This window comes from Streptomyces sp. NPDC045022 (genome assembly GCF_056432605.1).
On the sequence record NZ_JBWKIR010000018.1, the window covers coordinates 1 to 17,038 of the forward strand.

Here is a 17,038-nt window from a genome sequence, read left to right on the forward strand (position 1 = left end):
GCTCGGCTGGGAAACCCCAGCCGAGCGCCTGCATAAACTGCTCGCCGTCTGACACAACCGACCACGTGTTGCGACGATCCCTAGAAACCGCCGAGGGAGACGGGGCCTTCGTCGTGGCGCGGGCTGGCTGTGCGTACCGGACCCGCTGTCTCCCCCGCCGTCAGCCCCCTGTCAGGGGGCGGGCCGGCTGGGACGTGCCGCGCGGGACACGGTCGGCGTGCGGTGGGCGGCGGCTGCCCACGGGGGTGACCGGCGTGCGTTCGGAGCGGGCCGTGTGCGGTCCCGGTGCCAGGTGCATCGGCCCCCGGGAGGCGCGCGTCGAGGAGACCGGCTCGCGCACCGGTGTCGCCTCGGCGGGCACGCCGCGCGGCTTGAGCACCACCTGCGTGACGGGGACGAGCGGTTCGGTGACGGGCCGGCTGCGGCGGGCGCGCCAGCGGTCCCGCAGGTCGAAGAGCCGGCCTTCCGCCTTGGCGATCAGCGGCTCGAACCACGGCAGGGCCAGCAGGATCAGCAGGCCGGCGGCCCAGCCCAGCAGCACGTCGCTCAGCCAGTGCGTACCGAGGTAGACGGTGGTCAGGCCGACGCCGAGCGAGGTGACCGCCGACAGTGCCGACAGCCAGCGGCGGGCTCGCGCGGTGGAGGCCAGGTAGGCCAGGATGCCCCAGGTCACGACGGCGTTGGCGGTGTGGCCGCTGGGAAATATATCGCCGCCGAGACCCATCTCGTTGGAGCCGATCACGGTCGCGTAGTGCGGACCGAGCCGCCCCATGCCGATCTTGGCGGCGCCGACCGTGAGGTTCAGCAGCAGCAGCGAGGTGGCCAGGGTCAGCAGCGGGCGGAGGGTGTGCTGGCGCCAGGAGCGCCAGCCGAGCCAGGCCGCGACCATCACGGCGGTGGGGCCGCGCTGGCCGAGCACCACGTAGTAGTCGAGGAACGCGTGGATCTGCGGCCACTGCTGGTACGGCCGGAAGAACATGACCTGCCAGTCCAGCCGCACCAGCCACGAGGTGGTCACCACGGCCCACACGATCGCCAGGTAGAAGGCCAGGGTCGCCGAGAACAGGACGACCCTGTGCCGGCTCATCCTCGGCACATCGATGTGGGCCGGTCGTTGCGGCTCACGGTCCAGTCTGGCGAACACCCGGTCCAGACGCCGGGTGAGGTTTCGTTCGGTACGCACCCAATCGACGTTACAGCGAGTGAGCTGTGTTCCCGGTCGAATCAGCGGCTTTGTGATGACGATGTGATGTGGGAAACCTCTCAAGGGCGGTGCGAATTCCCTGGATTTCGCAATCCCGTGAGGCACCTCTCTTCAATTCCTTTGATCATGCCGGGTGTTGTTTATATGGCGCTTATGAATGCGTTAACCCCGCCCTGGCGCGGAATTCTCCGGAGCGTCATCGGCCGAGAAGTCGATCATGGCGGACCGGAGCCGTTCAGCCAGAACGCCCCGTAGACCGCCGCCGCGACCGCCAACCCCGCTGTGATCAGCGCGGATCGGGAGGTGCGCAGCCGGGCGAGGGCACAGGCGAGCGGCAGCAGCACCGGGAAGGCGGGCATCAGCAGCCGCGGCTTGGAGCCGAAGTAGCTCGACGCGCACAGGGCGAGCGCGAGCACGACACCCGTGTACACCAGCAGTTCCACCGGCTGACGCCCGCGGACCCCGGTGACGTACAGCCAGATCAGCAGAGCGACCCCGATGATCAGGCCGACACCGGCAAAGGCGGACGGGATTGACGTGAACTTGTCGGCCACGAAGCGGGCGAAGGCGTACCCGCCGTCGAACCCGTTGCGCCATCCGGCCTGGACGTCCAGGTATCCGAGCGGACCCTTGCCGGTGCGGCGGCCGACCCAGAGGACATAACCGGCGGCACCGAGTGGAGCGAGCGCCATCCCGAGGGCACGGCGCCAACGGGGGGCGTGCGGCGCGAACCGCGCGCCTGAGGTGGGGGAGGGGGCGCTTGTTGCGCAGGGGGTCTCTGCGTCGTCGGTGGCCGAGGGGGCTTGTGATGCCGGGGGGACGCGCGCCTTCTCGGACGCGCCGTCCGTCGGGTGTCCGCGCCCCGCGCGTGCGCTGTGCTCCTGCGCCGGGGCGGGTTCCTCGTGGCGCGCGCCGTGCGCGCCGTGCGCGCTTCGGTCTCGCACGAACGAGGCCACGCCCGCCACCCACACCGCCGCGACCACCGCCGCCCCCACCGGCCGGGTCAGCCCCGCGAGCACCGCCAGCAGACCCGCACTCACCCACCGCCCGGTCAGCACCGCGTACAGCGACCAGGCCGCCAGCGCCGTGAACAGCGACTCGCTGTACGCCATCGACTGCACGATCCCGACCGGCAGCACCGCCCACAGCAGCACGGCACAGGCGCCCACCCGCGGGCCGTACACCCGGTCGGCCACCGCGAACACGCCCGCCGCGGCGGCCAGTGAGGCGAGCAGTCCGACCACGAGACCGGCGTCCGCGTACGACAGCGGTGCTACCGCGTGCAGCAGCCGCTCCAGCCACGGCAGCAGCGGGAAGAACGCCAGATTGGAGTGGACGTCCCCGTTCGGCAGCCGTACCTCGTAGCCGTACCCCAGCTCGGCGACCCGCGTGTACCACAACGAGTCCCAGCGCGCGGTCAGCAAGGTGTACGCGCTCTTGCCGCGCGCGGCGCTCCACAGCGCCAGCACCAGGAGCCCCAGGGCGCGGACCGCCGCGTAGCCCAGCAGGGCCGGCGCCGCCCGGCGCAGGAGGGGGGCGCGGGAGGGAGCCGCGCGCGTTGCAAGATCGGTCACGGGCTCGATTATCGACCGGGCGCGGAACCGGACGGCTCGCGGGGTCGTGGTCAAGAGGGGGCGACGTGGCGTACGCCACACGGGTTCCGTCGTGCGTGTGAGAGGTCCGCCACGTGTCCACGCGGTGAACTCGCGTACGCTGACGAGTCACCCGCTTGGGTTTGCGCGGGCCGGAGACACCGCTCCTCTCCGGCCGTACGACAGGGAGTCCCCACCCCGTCGCTCCGCCCCACGCGAGGGATCATCTTGGAGGTACATGCATGTCCGGGACGACCACGGCTGCCGTACGGCCGCGCCGTCGGGCGGCCGGGGCCGGTGCCAACCGCTGGGTCGTCCTCGTCGTCCTCTGTACGAGCCTGCTGCTCGTCGCGCTCGACGCGACCGTGCTGCACGTGGCGGTCCCCGCCGTCACCGAGGACCTCAGGCCCCACGCCGTAGAACTGCTCTGGATCGTCGACATCTACCCGCTGGTCTGCGCCTCGCTGCTGATCCTCTTCGGCACCCTGGGCGACCGCGTCGGCCGCAGACGCGTCCTGCTCCTCGGCTACGCCCTCTTCGGTGTCGCCTCCGCCGCGGCCGCCTTCGCGCCCAGCGCCCAGATGCTGATCCTCGCCCGCGCGCTGCTCGGTGTCGGCGGCGCCATGATCATGCCCGCGACCCTGTCGATCCTGCGCCAGGTCTTCCCCGACCGGCGCGAACGCGCGCTCGCCATCGGCATCTGGAGCGCGGTCGCCGCCGTCGGCGCGGCCGTGGGCCCGCTGCTGGGGGGCTTCCTGCTGGAGCACTTCTGGTGGGGCGCGGTCTTCCTGGTCAACATCCCGTTGATGCTGGTCAGTCTGCCGGTGGGCCGGATCCTGCTGCCCGAGTCCCGGGGTGATCGCAACGGCCCCTGGGATGTGACCGGTGCGCTGATGGCGGCGGCCGGGCTCTTCGGTGTCGTCCTCGGCGTGAAGCGGCTGGGCGGTGGCGAGGCGGCGGCGAGTCCCTTCACCGTGGTGCCCCTGCTGGCCGGTGCGGCCCTCCTCTTCTTCTTCGTACGGCGCCAGCGCCGGCTCCCGCACCCGCTGGTGGACCTGCGGATGTTCCGCCGGACCGCGTTCAGCACCTCCGTGGGCTGCATCGTGCTCGCGATGCTCGCGCTGGTCGGCCTGGAACTGATCGCCGCCCAGTACCTGCAACTGGTGCTCGACCTCTCGCCCCTGGAGACGGGGCTCAGGCTGCTGCCCCTGACCATCGCCGCGATGGCGGCGGGCCTGGTGGGCGCGCGGATGCTGCGCCGTTTCGGGCCGCGCCGCATGGTGTCACTCGGCTTCTGCCTGACGGCGGTGGCGGTGCTGACCCTGACGGCGATGGGCGGCACCGACAACACGGTGCTGCTGCTGGCCGGCTTCGTGCTGCTGGGCTTCGGCCTGGAGACGACGCTCTTCGGCGCCTACGAGTCGATGCTCAGCGAGTCTTCGGCGGACCAGGCCGGCGGCGCGGCGGCGATCGGCGAGACGTCGTACCAGCTCGGCGCCGGCATCGGCATCGCGCTGCTCGGCAGCGTGATGAACGCGGCCTACGCGCCGGGGCTGCGATCGGTTCCGGGCGTTCCGCGGCCCGCGTCGGACGCGGCGGGCCACTCGCTCGGCGAGGCCTACGAGGTCGCCGGACGCCTCGGCGGCCCCGCCGGGGACGCGCTGCGCCGGGCGGCGCGGGACTCCTTCGTGCACGGGCTGCATGTGACGCTGCTGGTGAGCGCGGGACTGTTGCTGCTGGGCGCGGCGATGGCTCTGCGGCTGCCGTGGACCATGCAGTGTGGTGAGGAACCGGCCGGGGCCGACGTGGAGCTGCCGGCGCCCCGGGAAGCGGAGGCGGCCGCCGAGAAGTCGCGGGTCTCCGCCTGACCCCTCTGGACGTGCGGGACACTGCACCGTAACGTCGGCTGGAGAGCCGTAACTAGCGGTGCTAGTTTTGCTGAGTCCCGTGTCCCGGAGGGTGTTCCATGTCCGCGTCCGCGAAGCTGCCCCCGTTCGATGCCGCCGACCCGCTCGGAATCGACGACCTGCTGGAGCCGGAGGACCGGGCCGTCCGGGACACCGTGCGCAGCTGGGCGGCCGACCGCGTGCTGCCGTACGTGGCCGACTGGTACGAGAAGGGCGAGCTGCCGCAGATCCGGGAACTCGCGCGGGAACTGGGCGGCATCGGCGCCCTCGGCATGTCCCTCACCGGGTACGGCTGCGCGGGCGCGACGGCCGTGCAGTACGGGCTGGCCTGCCTGGAGCTGGAGGCGGCCGACTCGGGCATCCGGTCCCTGGTCTCCGTGCAGGGCTCCCTCGCCATGTACGCGATCCACCGGTTCGGCAGCGAGGAGCAGAAGCAGGAGTGGCTGCCCCGCATGGCCGCCGGCGAGGTGATCGGCTGCTTCGGCCTGACCGAGCCCGACCACGGGTCCGACCCCGCCTCCATGCGCACCCACGCCAAGCGGGACGGTGGGGGAGACTGGGTGCTCAACGGCCGGAAGATGTGGATCACCAACGGTTCGGTCGCCGGAGTGGCCGTCGTCTGGGCGCAGACCGAGGAGGGCGTCCGCGGCTTCGTCGTCCCCACCGACAGCCCCGGCTTCTCCGCCCCGGAGATCAAGCACAAGTGGTCCCTGCGCGCCTCCGTCACCAGTGAACTCGTCCTCGACGACGTACGGCTGCCCGCCACGGCCGTCCTGCCGGAGGTCACCGGACTGCGCGGACCGCTCAGTTGTCTCTCGCACGCCCGCTACGGCATCGTCTGGGGCGCGATGGGCGCCGCGCGCAGCAGCTTCGAGACCGCCGTGGAGTACGCGAAGACGCGCGAGCAGTTCGGGCGGCCCATCGGCGGCTTCCAGCTCACCCAGGCCAAGCTCGCCGACATGGCGGTCGAACTGCACAAGGGGATTCTGCTCGCCCACCATCTGGGGCGGCGGATGGACGCCGGCCGCCTGCGTCCCGAGCAGGTCAGCTTCGGCAAGCTCAACAACGTCCGCGAGGCCATCGAGATCTGCCGTACGGCGCGGACGATCCTCGGCGCCAACGGGATCTCCCTCGAATACCCCGTGATGCGGCACGCGACCAATCTGGAATCGGTGCTCACCTACGAGGGCACCGTCGAGATGCACCAGCTCGTGCTGGGCAAGGCGCTCACCGGGCTCGACGCCTTCCGGTGAGCCTCCGGGGAGGCAGGGCCGGTGAGCGGCCCTGCCTCAGCTCTGGTTGAAGAAGCCGTCCTCGCGGCGTGCGGCCGGCTCACCGCTGATGATCTCCGTGTTCGCGGGTGTCAGCAGGAAGACCCGGTTCGCGACCCGCTCGATGGTGCCCCGCAGGCCGAAGGTCAGCCCCGCCGCGAAGTCCACGACGCGCTTGGCGTCGGCGGGCTCCATCGCGGTGAGGTTCATGATGACCGGGACCCCGTCCCGGAACAGCTCGCCGATGGCGCGGGCGTCCCGGAAGCTGTCCGGGGTGACCGTACCGATCCGGCGGCCCTTCTCCTCGGCCGTGTCCGTGGCCACCTTCACCCGGGGGTCCGTGACCCAGGCGTCCCCGGACTCGGTGCCCTCGGAGTAGTCGTCGTCGTAGTAGCGCTCGTCATCGTTGTCGTCGACGAGGCCGAGCCACGCACTCGCCTTGCGTACCGATCCCATGGACGCCTCCTCTCACAGCGGTCTTTCTTGCTTTCCGCATCCCTATGGTCATCCATGATGCGGACGGCGCGCCAAGTGGATAGACGCCGCGCGGGGGGTTTGTGACGGTACTGGTGCACAGCGGATCCGTCGAGAGTCCTTGTGCCCCAAGGGTCGCAACTCATACGGCTGCTGACTGTGAGTGAAATATGATTGTCGACGGCGGATGGGTGACGCACCGTGCGTACGGGTGAACGGCACCCCTGATACGACCCGACTGTCGGCCGATACGATGCCGCAGCTCAACGTCGTCGCACGGCACGGGGGATCGTAGTGTTCGGAATCGTCAGGCCCTGCTCCCATCGGCTCGGGGAGAACCTCAAGACCCAGTGGATGGCTCACTTGTGCGGGCTGTGTCTCGCGCTGCGCCGGGACCACGGACAGTTCGCGCGCCTCGTGACGAACTATGACGGGCTGCTCATATCGGTTTTGACGGAGGCTCAGGCAGGCGTGCTGAGCGGCGGGCGGCGCACGGCCGGCCCGTGCGCCCTGCGCGGAATGCGGACCGCCTCCGTCGCCCAGGGAGAGGGCGCGCGACTCGCCGCCGCCGTCTCGCTGGTTCTCGCCTCCGCCAAAGTACGTGACCATGTCGCCGACGGCGATGGGCTGCTGGCGCGGAAGCCGGTGGCGGCCGCGGCGCGCAGGGTCGCGGCGGGCTGGGGCAGGGCCGGGGCGCGCGGCGGCTCGGCGGTCGGCTTCGACACGGACGTCCTCGTCGACGCCGTCGACCGCCAGCTCGGCATCGAGACCCTGGCCGGCCCCGGCACCCCGATCCTGACGGTCACCGAGCCGACCGAGACGGCGACGGCGGCCGCCTTCGCGCACACGGCGGTGCTGGCCGGGCGCCCGGGCAACGCGGAACCGCTCGCCGAGGCGGGCCGGCTGTTCGGACGGCTGGCCCACCTGCTGGACGCCGTGGAGGACCGGCATGCTGACGCTGCGTCAGGCGCCTGGAACCCGCTCACCGCCACCGGTACGTCACTGCCGGAGGCCCGCCGGCTGGCCGACGACGCCCTGCACGGCATCCGGCTGGCACTGCGGGAGGCGGAGTTCACCGACGGGAAGCTGGTGCATCTGCTGCTGGCGCACGAGCTGGGGCGGTCGGTGGACCGGGCGTTCGGCACGGTGCAGGTGTGCGCGGCGCATCAGCCCGGGCCGGGGGTGGGGCCGGGGCCGTACGGGGCGCCGCAGCAGGGAGTGCCGCAGGGGCCGTACGCCGGTGGGAATCCGTATGCGGGGGGCGACTCGTACGCCGGGGGCGGTTTCGGGGACGGTGGCGGGGGCTTCGGCGGTGGCTTCGGCGGCGGGGGTAGCGGTTTCGGTGGTGGGGGCGGTGGCTTCGGTCCCCCGATACCCCTGCCGCCCAAGGGCCGGCGCGGGTTCTGGGCGGGCTGCGGGGTGTTCCTCACGCTGTGCTGCACCTGCAAGATGTGCTGCGCCGAGGAGTACGAGGGGCCGTGGTCGCGAAAGAAGCGCAACGGCTGCTGCCAGTACTGCGACTGCTGTCCCAGCGGTGGCTGTGGGGGGTGTGATTGCGGCGGGTGCGACGGGTGCGACTGCTGCTGTCCTTGCGACGGATGCTGAGTGGCCACTGCTGGTGGATCACCGTCAGCGGTAGGCGGGCAAACGTGCGCGACGTTCGCGGCCCACGAGGCACCTCGTGGGCCGCGGGCCAGGCAACGTTGCTTTGCGGCTCTACGCGTTCTCCTGGCCTACAGAATTGAGGATTTCAAGGCTTGATAGGTGGAGTGCCGCTATACCACCGCACTCCCCCTCCCTCAATACTACGCCGGATTGTTGTACTCGACACCAGATATGCCCCTCGGTGAATGGCGCACATTTCTCGAGTGACTCGCCACTGCTGGTCAGGAATTCCAGTGCTTCCGGAAAGGCTGAAGTGTCTCGCGAGAGCTGGAGTCAAGTGCAACAGGCGTTGATCTCGCCGCTATCGGGCTCAATCGCAACATGCCAGAGCCTTCCTGAGTGAGAGAAGCCGAGCTGCAGATCCCCGTACAGACAGAATACTGGGTCATCGCTCGCGACGCCCATACCCCTCACGCGCCTCTCCCGAGAAAGATATCGAACCTGTCAGCCAGACGGCTGGATCACTTCAAAGCCGCTACTAGATTTTCGAGTTCCGGTATCTGCTTACTGTAGCTATGATTTTCCCTCAAGTATTGGAGACCGCGCTGCGCGGCATCCAAAGCCTTCGCCCGGAAGGCAGGATTCTGGTCCGCCGACGCCTCCGGCACCCTCGACCGCTCCTGATCTGCTGCCCCTGCCAGGGACGCGGCGCCACCCTCCTGCCCCACGGGACCCCACTCCCGTGCACCGCCTGCGGCGGCACCGGGCAGGCCGTGCCGCTACCCCGGCTCGCCGTCCCCCGGCACGTCCGGCAGATGATCCGCACCTGCTGGGAGACCGACAAGAAGGCCAGCTTCTACTCCAAGGACTTCTCGTCCGACGTCCCGGCGAAGGGCTCAATCCCTCAGTTCCGGCGGTGAGATACGGGACTCGGTGATCGCCGAACCCGTCGTCCCCCACTTCTTGAGGATCTTGTCGTAGGTGCCGTCGGCGATCAGCTTGTTCACCGCAGCCTGGAAGGCCGGGGCCAGCCTGGTGTCCTTTTTGAAGGCGAAGCCGACGTCCAGGCGGTGGAACTCGTTGAGGAACTTCAGGCCCGGCTGGTGGTCGACGGCGTAGCGCAGGCCGTTGATCGTGGACATCACGACGTCACTGCGGCCCTGCTGGACCGAGGACCAGATCGCACTGGACTCGGCGTACGTCTGCACCTGGTACGCCTTCTTGCCCGCGTCGGTGCACACGTGCTTGCCGTCCTCCAGCGTGCTCTCGAAGGTCGTACCGGCGCCGGTCGCGACGTCCAGGCCGCACAGCTGCTTCAGGTCGGTGATCTTGGAGAGCTTGCTGTCCCTGCGGGTGGCGAAGCCTTGGCCGTCATTGACGTAGGTGACGAAGTCAATGGTCTTGCGGCGCTCGTCGGTGACGCCGAAGTTGCTCGCTCCGAAGTCGTACTTCCCGCTGTCCAGGGCCGGCAGGATCGCCTCGAAACTCGCCTGGTCCACTGTGAGTTCGATGCCGAGCACCTTGGCGACCGCCTTGGTGAAGTCGACGTCCTGGCCCGTCAGAGTCCTGCCGTCGGACAGGTAGGTGGTGCCGGGTGGGGTGCCGCCGACGCTGACGGCGACGGTGAGGTGCGTGGTGCCGGCCGGCAGCAGCTTCGCGGCCGCCGCGTCCTTCTTCTCGGCGGAGACGACGTCCGTGGTGGGCACCTGGTCGGACCTGGCCGCCACGCCGGAGGCGTCCGGCCCACCCGAGTCACCGGCGCCGGAGCCGCAGGCGGTGAGGAACAGAGTGGCCGACGTGATGGTGATAAAGGGTATGAAATGGCGATAAGCGGGCGTGCGCATGGGGCGGCGGTCTCCTGAAGCGGGAAGGGGGTGCGGAGCGCGAGGGGAGGGGGGCGCGTGTGAAGGCGTGACCGAAGAACGGAAGAAAGAAAGGGAGAACGCGAATGCGCCTGCCGCAGGGCAGGTGTGCGCAGGGGGTCAGCTCAACAGGAAGAGGACCACACGCGACCGAAGTCGATGTGGGAGCGGGTGACCAGCCACTGCTGTGGATGCATGGGCCAAGTGGAACAGGCATTCGGTTCCGCGTCAACTGACCTGAGACGTACGGCTCACAGTATGGACAGCCTTGACACCGGACCGAAACGCTCCCGTACTCTCGGTGCACGGTCCTGCTGAGGGGCTCGGCCGTATCCGCGCCGCACGGCGCACTCGTGTGAAGGCACCACCCCGTTCCGACGAATCAACGCGTCACGGAGCCTTCGCATGTCATCCGACACCCTCGCCAAAGCCCCCACCGCACCGGAGATACCAGAGCCGGCGGACGCCCCGCGGGTCGTTCCGCAGCGCCGGTACGGGCAGTGGGCCGCCGCTGTCGTGGTCCTCGTCCTGCTCGGGTTCGCCGTCAACTCGGTGCTGCGCAACCAGGCGTTCCAGTGGGACGTCGTCGCCGACTACTTCACCTCGGACTCCGTCCTGCGCGGACTGTGGCTCACGCTCTGGCTGACCGCGGTGGTGATGGTCCTCGGCTTCGCCCTCGGCACCCTGCTCGCCGCCTTCCGCCTCTCCGCCAACCCGGTACTACGAGCGGTCAGTTGGGGCTACGTGTGGCTGTTCCGGTCGATCCCGATCCTGGTGCAGCTGCTGCTGTGGTTCAACATCGGGGCGCTGTACCCGCAGGTGTTCGGGGTGAAGACCGTCAACCTGCTCAGCCCGGTCGCCGTCGCGATCGTCGGCCTCACCCTGCACGAGGCCGCCTACGCCGCCGAGGTCGTCCGGGGCGGCATCCTCTCCGTGGACCGCGGGCAGATCGAGGCCGCCCAGGCGCTCGGGCTGAGCCGGTGGCGGCGCCGGCGGCGGATCGTGCTGCCGCAGGCGATGCGCTCCATCGTGCCGCCGGCCGCCAACATGCTGATCGGCACCCTCAAGGGCACCTCGATCGTCAGCGTCATCGCCGTCAACGACCTGCTGTTCTCCGCCCAGTTGATCTACCACCGCACCTATCAGGTCATCCCGCTGCTGATGGTCGCCACCCTCTGGTACGCCGTCGTCACCTCGGTGCTCGGCGTCGGCCAGTACTACGTGGAGAAGTACTACGCGCGCGGCACGGAGAGCGCCCGATGAGGCCGCAGCTGGTGATCGTGGGAGCCGGACCGCGGGGCACCGGCATCCTCGAACGCCTCGCCGCCAACGCGCCCGAGCTGTACGCCGGTACGGGCCTCGACATCCACCTCGTCGACCCCCATCCGCCGGGCGGCGGACGCATCTGGCGCGAGGCGCAGTCACCGCTGCTGTGGATGAACTCGCACGCCGAGGACGTCACCATGTTCACCGACGAGACGGTGGTCATGGACGGCCCGGTGCGCGAGGGCCCCACCCTGCACGAGTGGGCCGCGCTGGACGGCCGCACCTTCGCCGACCGGCAGCTCCAGGGCCGCTATCTGCGCTGGGTGTACGAGCGGGCCCGCGCCGACCTGCCGCCCGGCGTCACCGTCCACCACCACCCGCGGCGCGCCCTGCGGGTCAGCGGATCACGCCGGGGCCGCCAGCAGGTGTGGCTGGAGGGCCACCGCGACCCCCTCCTCGCCGACCTGGTGATCCTCGCCCTCGGCCACCTGGACGCCGAACCGGACGGTACGCAGGCCGAGTTGGCGGCATACGCCCGTGAGCGCGGCTTGGTGCACCTGCCGCCCGACTTCACCGCCGACAGCGACCTGTCCTCGCTGCGGGCCGGTGAACCCGTCCTGGTACGGGGCTTCGGGCTGGCCTTCGTCGACCTGATGGTGCTGCTCACCGAGGGACGCGGCGGACGCCACCAGGGCGACACCTACATTCCCTCGGGCCGGGAGCCGGTGCTGTACGTCGGCTCGCGGCGCGGGGTGCCGTACCACTCGAAGATCGGCTACGACCTGACCGGTGACCGGCCCCCGCTGCCCCGCTTCCTCGGGCCGGCCGAGGTGCGGGAGCTGCTGGGCAGACCGGAGGGCTTCGACTTCCGGCGCGATGTGTGGCCCCTGGTGGAGAAGGAGCTGGGCTTCGCCCACTACCACCGGCTGTTCACCGCCCACCCGGAACGTACGGCGACGGCCTGGGCCGACTTCGAGGAGAAGTACGCGGCCGCCGGTGACCCCGCCGAGGCCCAGGCGCTGATCGCCGCCGCCGTACCGGACCCGGCCGACCGCCTCGACCTCGCCGCCCTCGACCATCCGCTCGACGGAGTGCGGTACCCCTCCCACGAGGCGTTCCAGGAAGGGCTGCGGGGCTACATCGAAGGTGACCTGCGCCGTCGGCACGACCCTTCCCACAGTGCCGACCTGGGGGTCTTCCTCGGGCTGCTCTCCGTCTACGGGCAGCTGGTGCGGCTCGGGAACACCGGACCCCGGTGGCACGGGTTCTTCAGCTACCTGGCGTCCGGCCCGCCCGGCCCCCGGCTGCGGCAGATGGTCGCGCTGTCCCGGGCCGGCCTGCTCAGATTCGTGGGTGCCGAGATGGCGGTCACCGCCGGGGACGGGGTGTTCCGGGCCACCAGCCCCACCGTGCCGGGCTTCCGCGTCGAGGCCCGGGCGCTGGTCGAGGCCCGGCTGCCCGAGCCCACCGTCGGACGGGCCCGCGACAGCCTGCTGCGCGAGCTGCATGCCGACGGCGCCGCGGAGACCCCCGAAGGACTGCTCCGGGTCGACCCCGGTGACGGCCGCATCCTCGACGGCGCCGGGCGCCCGCATCCGCGCCGCTTCGCCCTCGGCCCGTACACCGACGCCCGTACCCCCGGCGCCTTCACCCGCCCGCGCACCGGCGGGCCCGCGTTCCGGCAGAACGACACCGCCGCCCGGGCGGTGCTGTCCTTCCTGCGGAACCTGGCCGGTCGCGCGGCCGCCTGACACCCCCCTTCCGTGAATCCGCAAAGGAATGCATGCGATGACCGTCATGGTCGACATCAGGTCGGTGCACAAGAGCTTCGGATCGCTCGACGTGCTCAAGGGCATCGACCTCAAGGTGTGCGCCGGTGAGGTCACCGTCGTGCTCGGCCCCTCCGGCTCCGGCAAGTCCACGCTGCTGCGCACCATCAACCACCTGGAGAAGGTGGACCGGGGCGAGATCAGCGTGGACGGCTCGCTGATGGGGTACCGGCGCGCCGGGGACAAACTGTACGAACTACCCGAGCGCGAGGTGCTCCGACAGCGCACCCGGATCGGTTTCGTCTTCCAGAACTTCAACCTCTTCCCGCACCTCACCGTCCTGGACAACGTCGTCGAGGCGCCGGTGTCCGCGCTGAAACGGCCCCGGAAGGCGGCGGTGGAGAGCGCGCACCGGCTGCTGGAGCGGGTCGGGCTCGGCGACAAGGCGGCCGCCTACCCACGGCAGCTGTCCGGCGGGCAGCAGCAGCGGGTGGCCATCGCGCGGGCGCTCGCGCTGGAGCCCAGGCTGCTGCTGTTCGACGAGCCGACCTCGGCGCTCGACCCCGAGCTGGTCGGTGAGGTCCTGGACGTCATCCGGGACCTGGCGGACCGGGGCACGACGATGATCGTCGTGACGCACGAGATCGCGTTCGCCCGCGAGGTCGCCGACACGGTGGTCTTCATGGCCGACGGAAGGATCGTCGAGCAGGGGCCGCCGGGTGAGGTGCTGGAGCGGCCGCGGCACGAGCGGACGCGGGCGTTCGTCTCCAAGGTGCTGTGAGGGATGGGTGTCTCGTACAGCCGTGGGCTGCTGCATCTCGCCGCCGCCGTCGACCAGCCGGGTTCCCTGGACGCCGGCTCCTACGTCGAAATGGTCCGGCTCGCCGAGCGCGGTGCGCTGGACTTCGTGACGCTGGACGACTCCTTCGGCCGACCCGGCCCCGACGCGCTCGCGGTGCTGTCCCGCGTGGCGCCCGCGACCCGGCGGATCGGGCTGGTCCCCACGGTGACCACCACCCACACCGAGCCCTTCCAGGTGCAGGCCGCCGTGGCCACCCTGGACTGGGTCAGCCAGGGCCGGGCCGGCTGGCGGATCGACGTGTCCACCACCGAGGGGGAGGCCCGGCTGTTCGGCCGCCGGCACGCGGCCCCGGCGCAGGCGCTGTGGCAGGAGGCCGGTGAAGTCGCCGACGTGAGCGCGAGGTTGTGGGACAGCTGGGAGGACGGCGCGGTGATCCGGGACGCGGCGAGCGGCCGGTTCCTCGACCGGGACCGGCTGCACCACGTCGACTTCACCGGGACCGCGTTCTCGGTCCGGGGCCCCTCGACCGTGCCCCGGCCGCCGCAGGGCCACCCCGTCCGCGTGGTCGACGCCACCGAGGGCCCCGCCCGGACCGTCGCCGCCCGGTACGCGGACGTGGCACTGATCCGTGCCGCGACCCCGGCGCAGGCCACCGCCGCTCGCGAGCAACTGCAGTCACTGGCCGGCGAGTTCGGACGGAAACCGGACTCCCTGCGGGTGCTGGCGAGCCTGCTGGTGGACCTCGGTGACGGGGAGCACGCGGCCGAGCCCGGACACGGGGGAGGAGGCCCACGGCCGACCGCGCAGGGCCCGCTGTACCGGGGTGGCCCGGTCGACCTCGCGGAGCTGGTCGCCACCTGGCACGCCGACGGCGCCGCCGACGGCTTCCACCTCGTCCCCGTCGAACCGCGCCGCGACCTGGAGCGGCTGGTCAACGGCACGGTGGCGCTGCTCCAGCACCGCGGGCTGTTCCGCACCTTCTACCCGGGCAGCACCCTGCGCGAGCACCTCGGCCTGGCCCGGCCCGCCAACCGGTACCTCGTGACCGGGGGGACGTCATGACCGTGGGGCAGGTGCACCTCGCGGCCCTCTTCCCAGGGGCCGACGGCACCACCGGGTGGGCGGATCCGCGTGCGGACTCGCGGATCGCGTTCTCCTCCTTCGAGCGCCTGGCCCGTGTCGCCGAGCGCGGACTGTTCGACTTCCTGCTGCTCGACGAGGCGCTGCGGCTGCCCGAGCACCAGGGCCGGATCCACGACCTGGAGCCGGTGGGGTGGCCCGAACCGGTCGCCGTGCTGAACGCGCTCGCCGGGGTCACCACCCGGCTGGGGCTCGCCGCCACCGTGCACGCCGGCTCCGGCGAACCGTTCGAACTCGCCCGCCGGATCGCGACACTGGACCATCTCAGCATGGGCCGGGCGGCCTGGCGGGTGGCGACCTCACCGGACGCCCGTACCGGCGAGAACCTCCGTCCCGGTGCCCCTCCCGACCGCTCCACCAGGACCGCCGAACTCGTCGGTGTGGCCGGTGAGTTGTGGAACTCGTGGACATCCGACGGGCTGCCCCGGCCGTTCGCCCACCAGGGCCGGCACTTCGACATCGCGGGCGAGTTCGGGCTGCCCCGCTCACCGCAGGGGCGGCCCGTCGTGATCCAGGCGGGGGAGTCCGAGGAGGCGCGGGAGCTGGCCGCGGCCTCGGCCGATGTGTTCCTCACCCGGCACGGCTCACTGGAGGCGGCCCGCTTCCGCTACGCCTACGTCAAACAGCGGCTCGCGGCGTACGGCCGGGCACCGCGGGACCTGAGGATCATGCCCGGCGTCACCGTCGTCCTCGGGGACAGTGCCGCCGAGGCGCAGGAGCGGGCCGCCGGGATCAGACGCCGGCGGATCACCCCCCAGTACGCGCTGTACGCGCTGGAGCGGCTCTGGGGAGTGGACCTCTCCGGCCACGATCCCGACGGCCCGCTGCCCGGGATCGCCCCCCGCGGCCAGGACGGCGAGACCCTGGCGCGCGTCGAGAGATGGCGGGCGCTGGCGCGGGAGAAGGGGCTGTCCAGCCGGGAGACCGTGATCGAGGCGAGCGGCCGGCAGTCCTTCGTCGGCACCCCCGAGACGGTCGCCGCAGACCTCCACACATATGTCCGCGAGGGGGCCGCCGACGGTTTCGTCCTCGTCCCCCAGCTCACGGCCGACGGGCTGGAGGAGTTCGTGGACCGGGTGGTGCCGCTGCTCCAGGAACGCGGCGCGTTCCGCACGGAATACCGGGGCGTCACTCTTCGCTCCCATCTCGGCCTGCCTCACCCGGTACCGGAAGGCTGACCGCACATGAAAGGAAACGATGGCATGACGACGGACGCCGCCGACGCGTGGAAGCAGTGGCACGAGCAGCGCGTGGAGATGGTCTCGGCGCCCTACGGTCCGCTCGCGCTGACCGCCACGCACTGGGTCGAGGACTATCCGGAGGGGCGACTTCCGGACATTCCCGGGATCTGGGTGGCGGATGATGAGGGCGTTGTGCTCACCGCCGCCGAGTCCGACGGCCTGACCGTGGACGGCCGGCCCTTCACCGGCGAGATCCACCTCGCCGCCGACCGCGGACCGGAGGCCGGCTCCCGTGTCGCGCTCGGCGGAAAGCGGCTGGCCGTATTGGTTCGCGAGGGCGTCTGGGGCGTACGGGCCTACGACCCCGGATCCGCGGCCCGCCGTGCCTTCCGGGGCATCGAGGCCACCCCGTACGAGTCTCGCTGGTCGGTGCCGGGGCGCTTCACGCCGTACGACGACCCGCGCACCGTCCGGGTCGGCAACGCGGACGGCCGCGAACGCGGGCTCGCCCTCGCCGGCGAACTCGCCTTCACCCTGGCCGGACAGGAACGGACGCTGCGGGTGGCGCGGCAGGGCGAGGGGCCGCTGTGGGCGGTGTTCGCCGACACCACCAGCGGTGACACCAGCTTCCGGTTCCGCTTCCTGCACCCGGGGGCACCGGACGCCGAGGGCCGTACCACCGTCGACTTCAACCGCGCCCAGCTCCCGCCGTGCGCCTTCGCCGACCACTTCATCTGCCCCTTCCCGCCGCCCGGCAACACGCTGGACGTGGCGATCGAGGCGGGGGAACGTGCGCTGATCTGACGTCAGGGGACCGCTGCGCGGGAGCCGGTGTGCGACGGGGCGCGCGGAAGTAGTTCAAAGTCCGACGGCCGAAAGGCACCCTTGTGCCGACCGGCCGTCGGCCGAATACTCCCCCCAGCGCTTGTCAGGGGCATGCCTGTTCGGAATCCGGCCGTCCCCCT

General features: G+C 71.1%; 14 protein-coding genes. 10 read left to right on the top strand and 4 right to left on the bottom strand.

Annotated elements, in window-relative coordinates:
- Positions 1-160: 160 nt before the first annotated feature.
- Together AC07C1_RS27595 and AC07C1_RS27600 are read right to left on the bottom strand one after the other, a co-directional pair.
- Positions 161-1,183, bottom strand: a complete 1,023-nt coding sequence (locus AC07C1_RS27595; RefSeq protein WP_478943229.1) for a phosphatase PAP2 family protein — start codon at positions 1,181-1,183, stop codon at positions 161-163.
- A gap of 236 nt (positions 1,184-1,419) precedes the next feature.
- A complete protein-coding gene (locus tag AC07C1_RS27600) occupies positions 1,420-2,778 on the bottom strand; it encodes a hypothetical protein (RefSeq protein WP_478943231.1) in 1,359 nt (452 codons plus the stop codon).
- A 260-nt stretch (positions 2,779-3,038) separates the two neighbouring features.
- Here AC07C1_RS27600 and AC07C1_RS27605 point away from each other — a divergent pair, with 260 nt between their 5' ends.
- Both AC07C1_RS27605 and AC07C1_RS27610 read left to right on the top strand, forming a co-directional pair.
- Positions 3,039-4,664 (top strand): MFS transporter, encoded by a 1,626-nt coding sequence (locus AC07C1_RS27605; RefSeq protein ID WP_478943233.1) that lies wholly within the window; start codon positions 3,039-3,041, stop codon positions 4,662-4,664.
- A gap of 98 nt (positions 4,665-4,762) precedes the next feature.
- A complete protein-coding gene (locus AC07C1_RS27610) occupies positions 4,763-5,956 on the top strand; it encodes an acyl-CoA dehydrogenase family protein (RefSeq protein WP_478943235.1) in 1,194 nt (397 codons plus the stop codon).
- A 36-nt stretch (positions 5,957-5,992) separates the two neighbouring features.
- Here the strand turns inward: AC07C1_RS27610 and AC07C1_RS27615 are convergent, their stop codons facing one another.
- A complete protein-coding gene (locus AC07C1_RS27615; protein WP_468610100.1) occupies positions 5,993-6,430 on the bottom strand; it encodes a cell division protein SepF in 438 nt (145 codons plus the stop codon).
- 312 nt (positions 6,431-6,742) lie between these two features.
- Here AC07C1_RS27615 and AC07C1_RS27620 point away from each other — a divergent pair, with 312 nt between their 5' ends.
- On the top strand, positions 6,743-8,053 hold the full coding sequence (locus tag AC07C1_RS27620) for a DUF5685 family protein (RefSeq protein ID WP_478943237.1): 1,311 nt from the start codon (positions 6,743-6,745) through the stop codon (positions 8,051-8,053).
- Positions 8,054-8,826: 773 nt separating this feature from the next.
- A complete protein-coding gene (locus AC07C1_RS27625) occupies positions 8,827-8,973 on the top strand; it encodes a hypothetical protein (RefSeq protein WP_478943238.1) in 147 nt (48 codons plus the stop codon).
- Here AC07C1_RS27625 and AC07C1_RS27630 read toward each other — a convergent pair.
- Positions 8,950-9,897, bottom strand: a complete 948-nt coding sequence (locus tag AC07C1_RS27630; protein WP_478943240.1) for an ABC transporter substrate-binding protein — start codon at positions 9,895-9,897, stop codon at positions 8,950-8,952. The two genes, AC07C1_RS27625 and AC07C1_RS27630, sit on opposite strands and share 24 nt — an antisense overlap.
- 423 nt (positions 9,898-10,320) lie before the next feature.
- On the opposite strand from AC07C1_RS27630, the gene AC07C1_RS27635 reads away from it, so the two are divergent.
- The 6 genes from AC07C1_RS27635 to AC07C1_RS27660 are packed head-to-tail and all read left to right on the top strand — an operon-like array spanning position 10,321 to position 16,877.
- Positions 10,321-11,178, top strand: a complete 858-nt coding sequence (locus AC07C1_RS27635) for an amino acid ABC transporter permease (protein ID WP_478943242.1) — start codon at positions 10,321-10,323, stop codon at positions 11,176-11,178.
- The gene (locus tag AC07C1_RS27640; protein ID WP_478943244.1) at positions 11,175-12,932 is read left to right on the top strand and encodes an FAD/NAD(P)-binding protein; all 1,758 of its coding nucleotides are present in this window, start codon (positions 11,175-11,177) and stop codon (positions 12,930-12,932) included. Before AC07C1_RS27635 ends, AC07C1_RS27640 begins: the two co-directional genes overlap by 4 nt.
- Before the next feature lie 37 nt (positions 12,933-12,969).
- On the top strand, positions 12,970-13,731 hold the full coding sequence (locus AC07C1_RS27645; RefSeq protein WP_478943246.1) for an amino acid ABC transporter ATP-binding protein: 762 nt from the start codon (positions 12,970-12,972) through the stop codon (positions 13,729-13,731).
- A 3-nt stretch (positions 13,732-13,734) separates the two neighbouring features.
- Entirely contained in the window at positions 13,735-14,814 is a 1,080-nt protein-coding gene (locus AC07C1_RS27650; protein ID WP_478943247.1) for an LLM class flavin-dependent oxidoreductase, read from the top strand.
- Positions 14,811-16,070, top strand: coding sequence for an NtaA/DmoA family FMN-dependent monooxygenase (locus tag AC07C1_RS27655; RefSeq protein ID WP_478943248.1), 1,260 nt, complete (start codon positions 14,811-14,813; stop codon positions 16,068-16,070). Before AC07C1_RS27650 ends, AC07C1_RS27655 begins: the two co-directional genes overlap by 4 nt.
- A gap of 24 nt (positions 16,071-16,094) precedes the next feature.
- On the top strand, positions 16,095-16,877 hold the full coding sequence (locus AC07C1_RS27660; RefSeq protein WP_478943250.1) for a DUF1684 domain-containing protein: 783 nt from the start codon (positions 16,095-16,097) through the stop codon (positions 16,875-16,877).
- The last annotated feature ends 161 nt before the right edge of the window (positions 16,878-17,038 follow it).

Excerpts from the sequence above, each read along its gene's own strand:
- AC07C1_RS27605 (WP_478943233.1), top strand. The coding sequence starts at position 3,039 with ATGTCCGGGACGACCACGGCTGCCGTACGGCCGCGCCGTCGGGCGGCC.
- AC07C1_RS27610 (WP_478943235.1), top strand. The coding sequence starts at position 4,763 with ATGTCCGCGTCCGCGAAGCTGCCCCCGTTCGATGCCGCCGACCCGCTC.
- AC07C1_RS27615 (WP_468610100.1), bottom strand. The coding sequence starts at position 6,430 with ATGGGATCGGTACGCAAGGCGAGTGCGTGGCTCGGCCTCGTCGACGAC.
- AC07C1_RS27630 (WP_478943240.1), bottom strand. The coding sequence starts at position 9,897 with ATGCGCACGCCCGCTTATCGCCATTTCATACCCTTTATCACCATCACG.
- AC07C1_RS27635 (WP_478943242.1), top strand. The coding sequence starts at position 10,321 with ATGTCATCCGACACCCTCGCCAAAGCCCCCACCGCACCGGAGATACCA.
- AC07C1_RS27640 (WP_478943244.1), top strand. The coding sequence starts at position 11,175 with ATGAGGCCGCAGCTGGTGATCGTGGGAGCCGGACCGCGGGGCACCGGC.
- AC07C1_RS27645 (WP_478943246.1), top strand. The coding sequence starts at position 12,970 with ATGACCGTCATGGTCGACATCAGGTCGGTGCACAAGAGCTTCGGATCG.
- AC07C1_RS27650 (WP_478943247.1), top strand. The coding sequence starts at position 13,735 with ATGGGTGTCTCGTACAGCCGTGGGCTGCTGCATCTCGCCGCCGCCGTC.
- AC07C1_RS27655 (WP_478943248.1), top strand. The coding sequence starts at position 14,811 with ATGACCGTGGGGCAGGTGCACCTCGCGGCCCTCTTCCCAGGGGCCGAC.
- AC07C1_RS27660 (WP_478943250.1), top strand. The coding sequence starts at position 16,095 with ATGACGACGGACGCCGCCGACGCGTGGAAGCAGTGGCACGAGCAGCGC.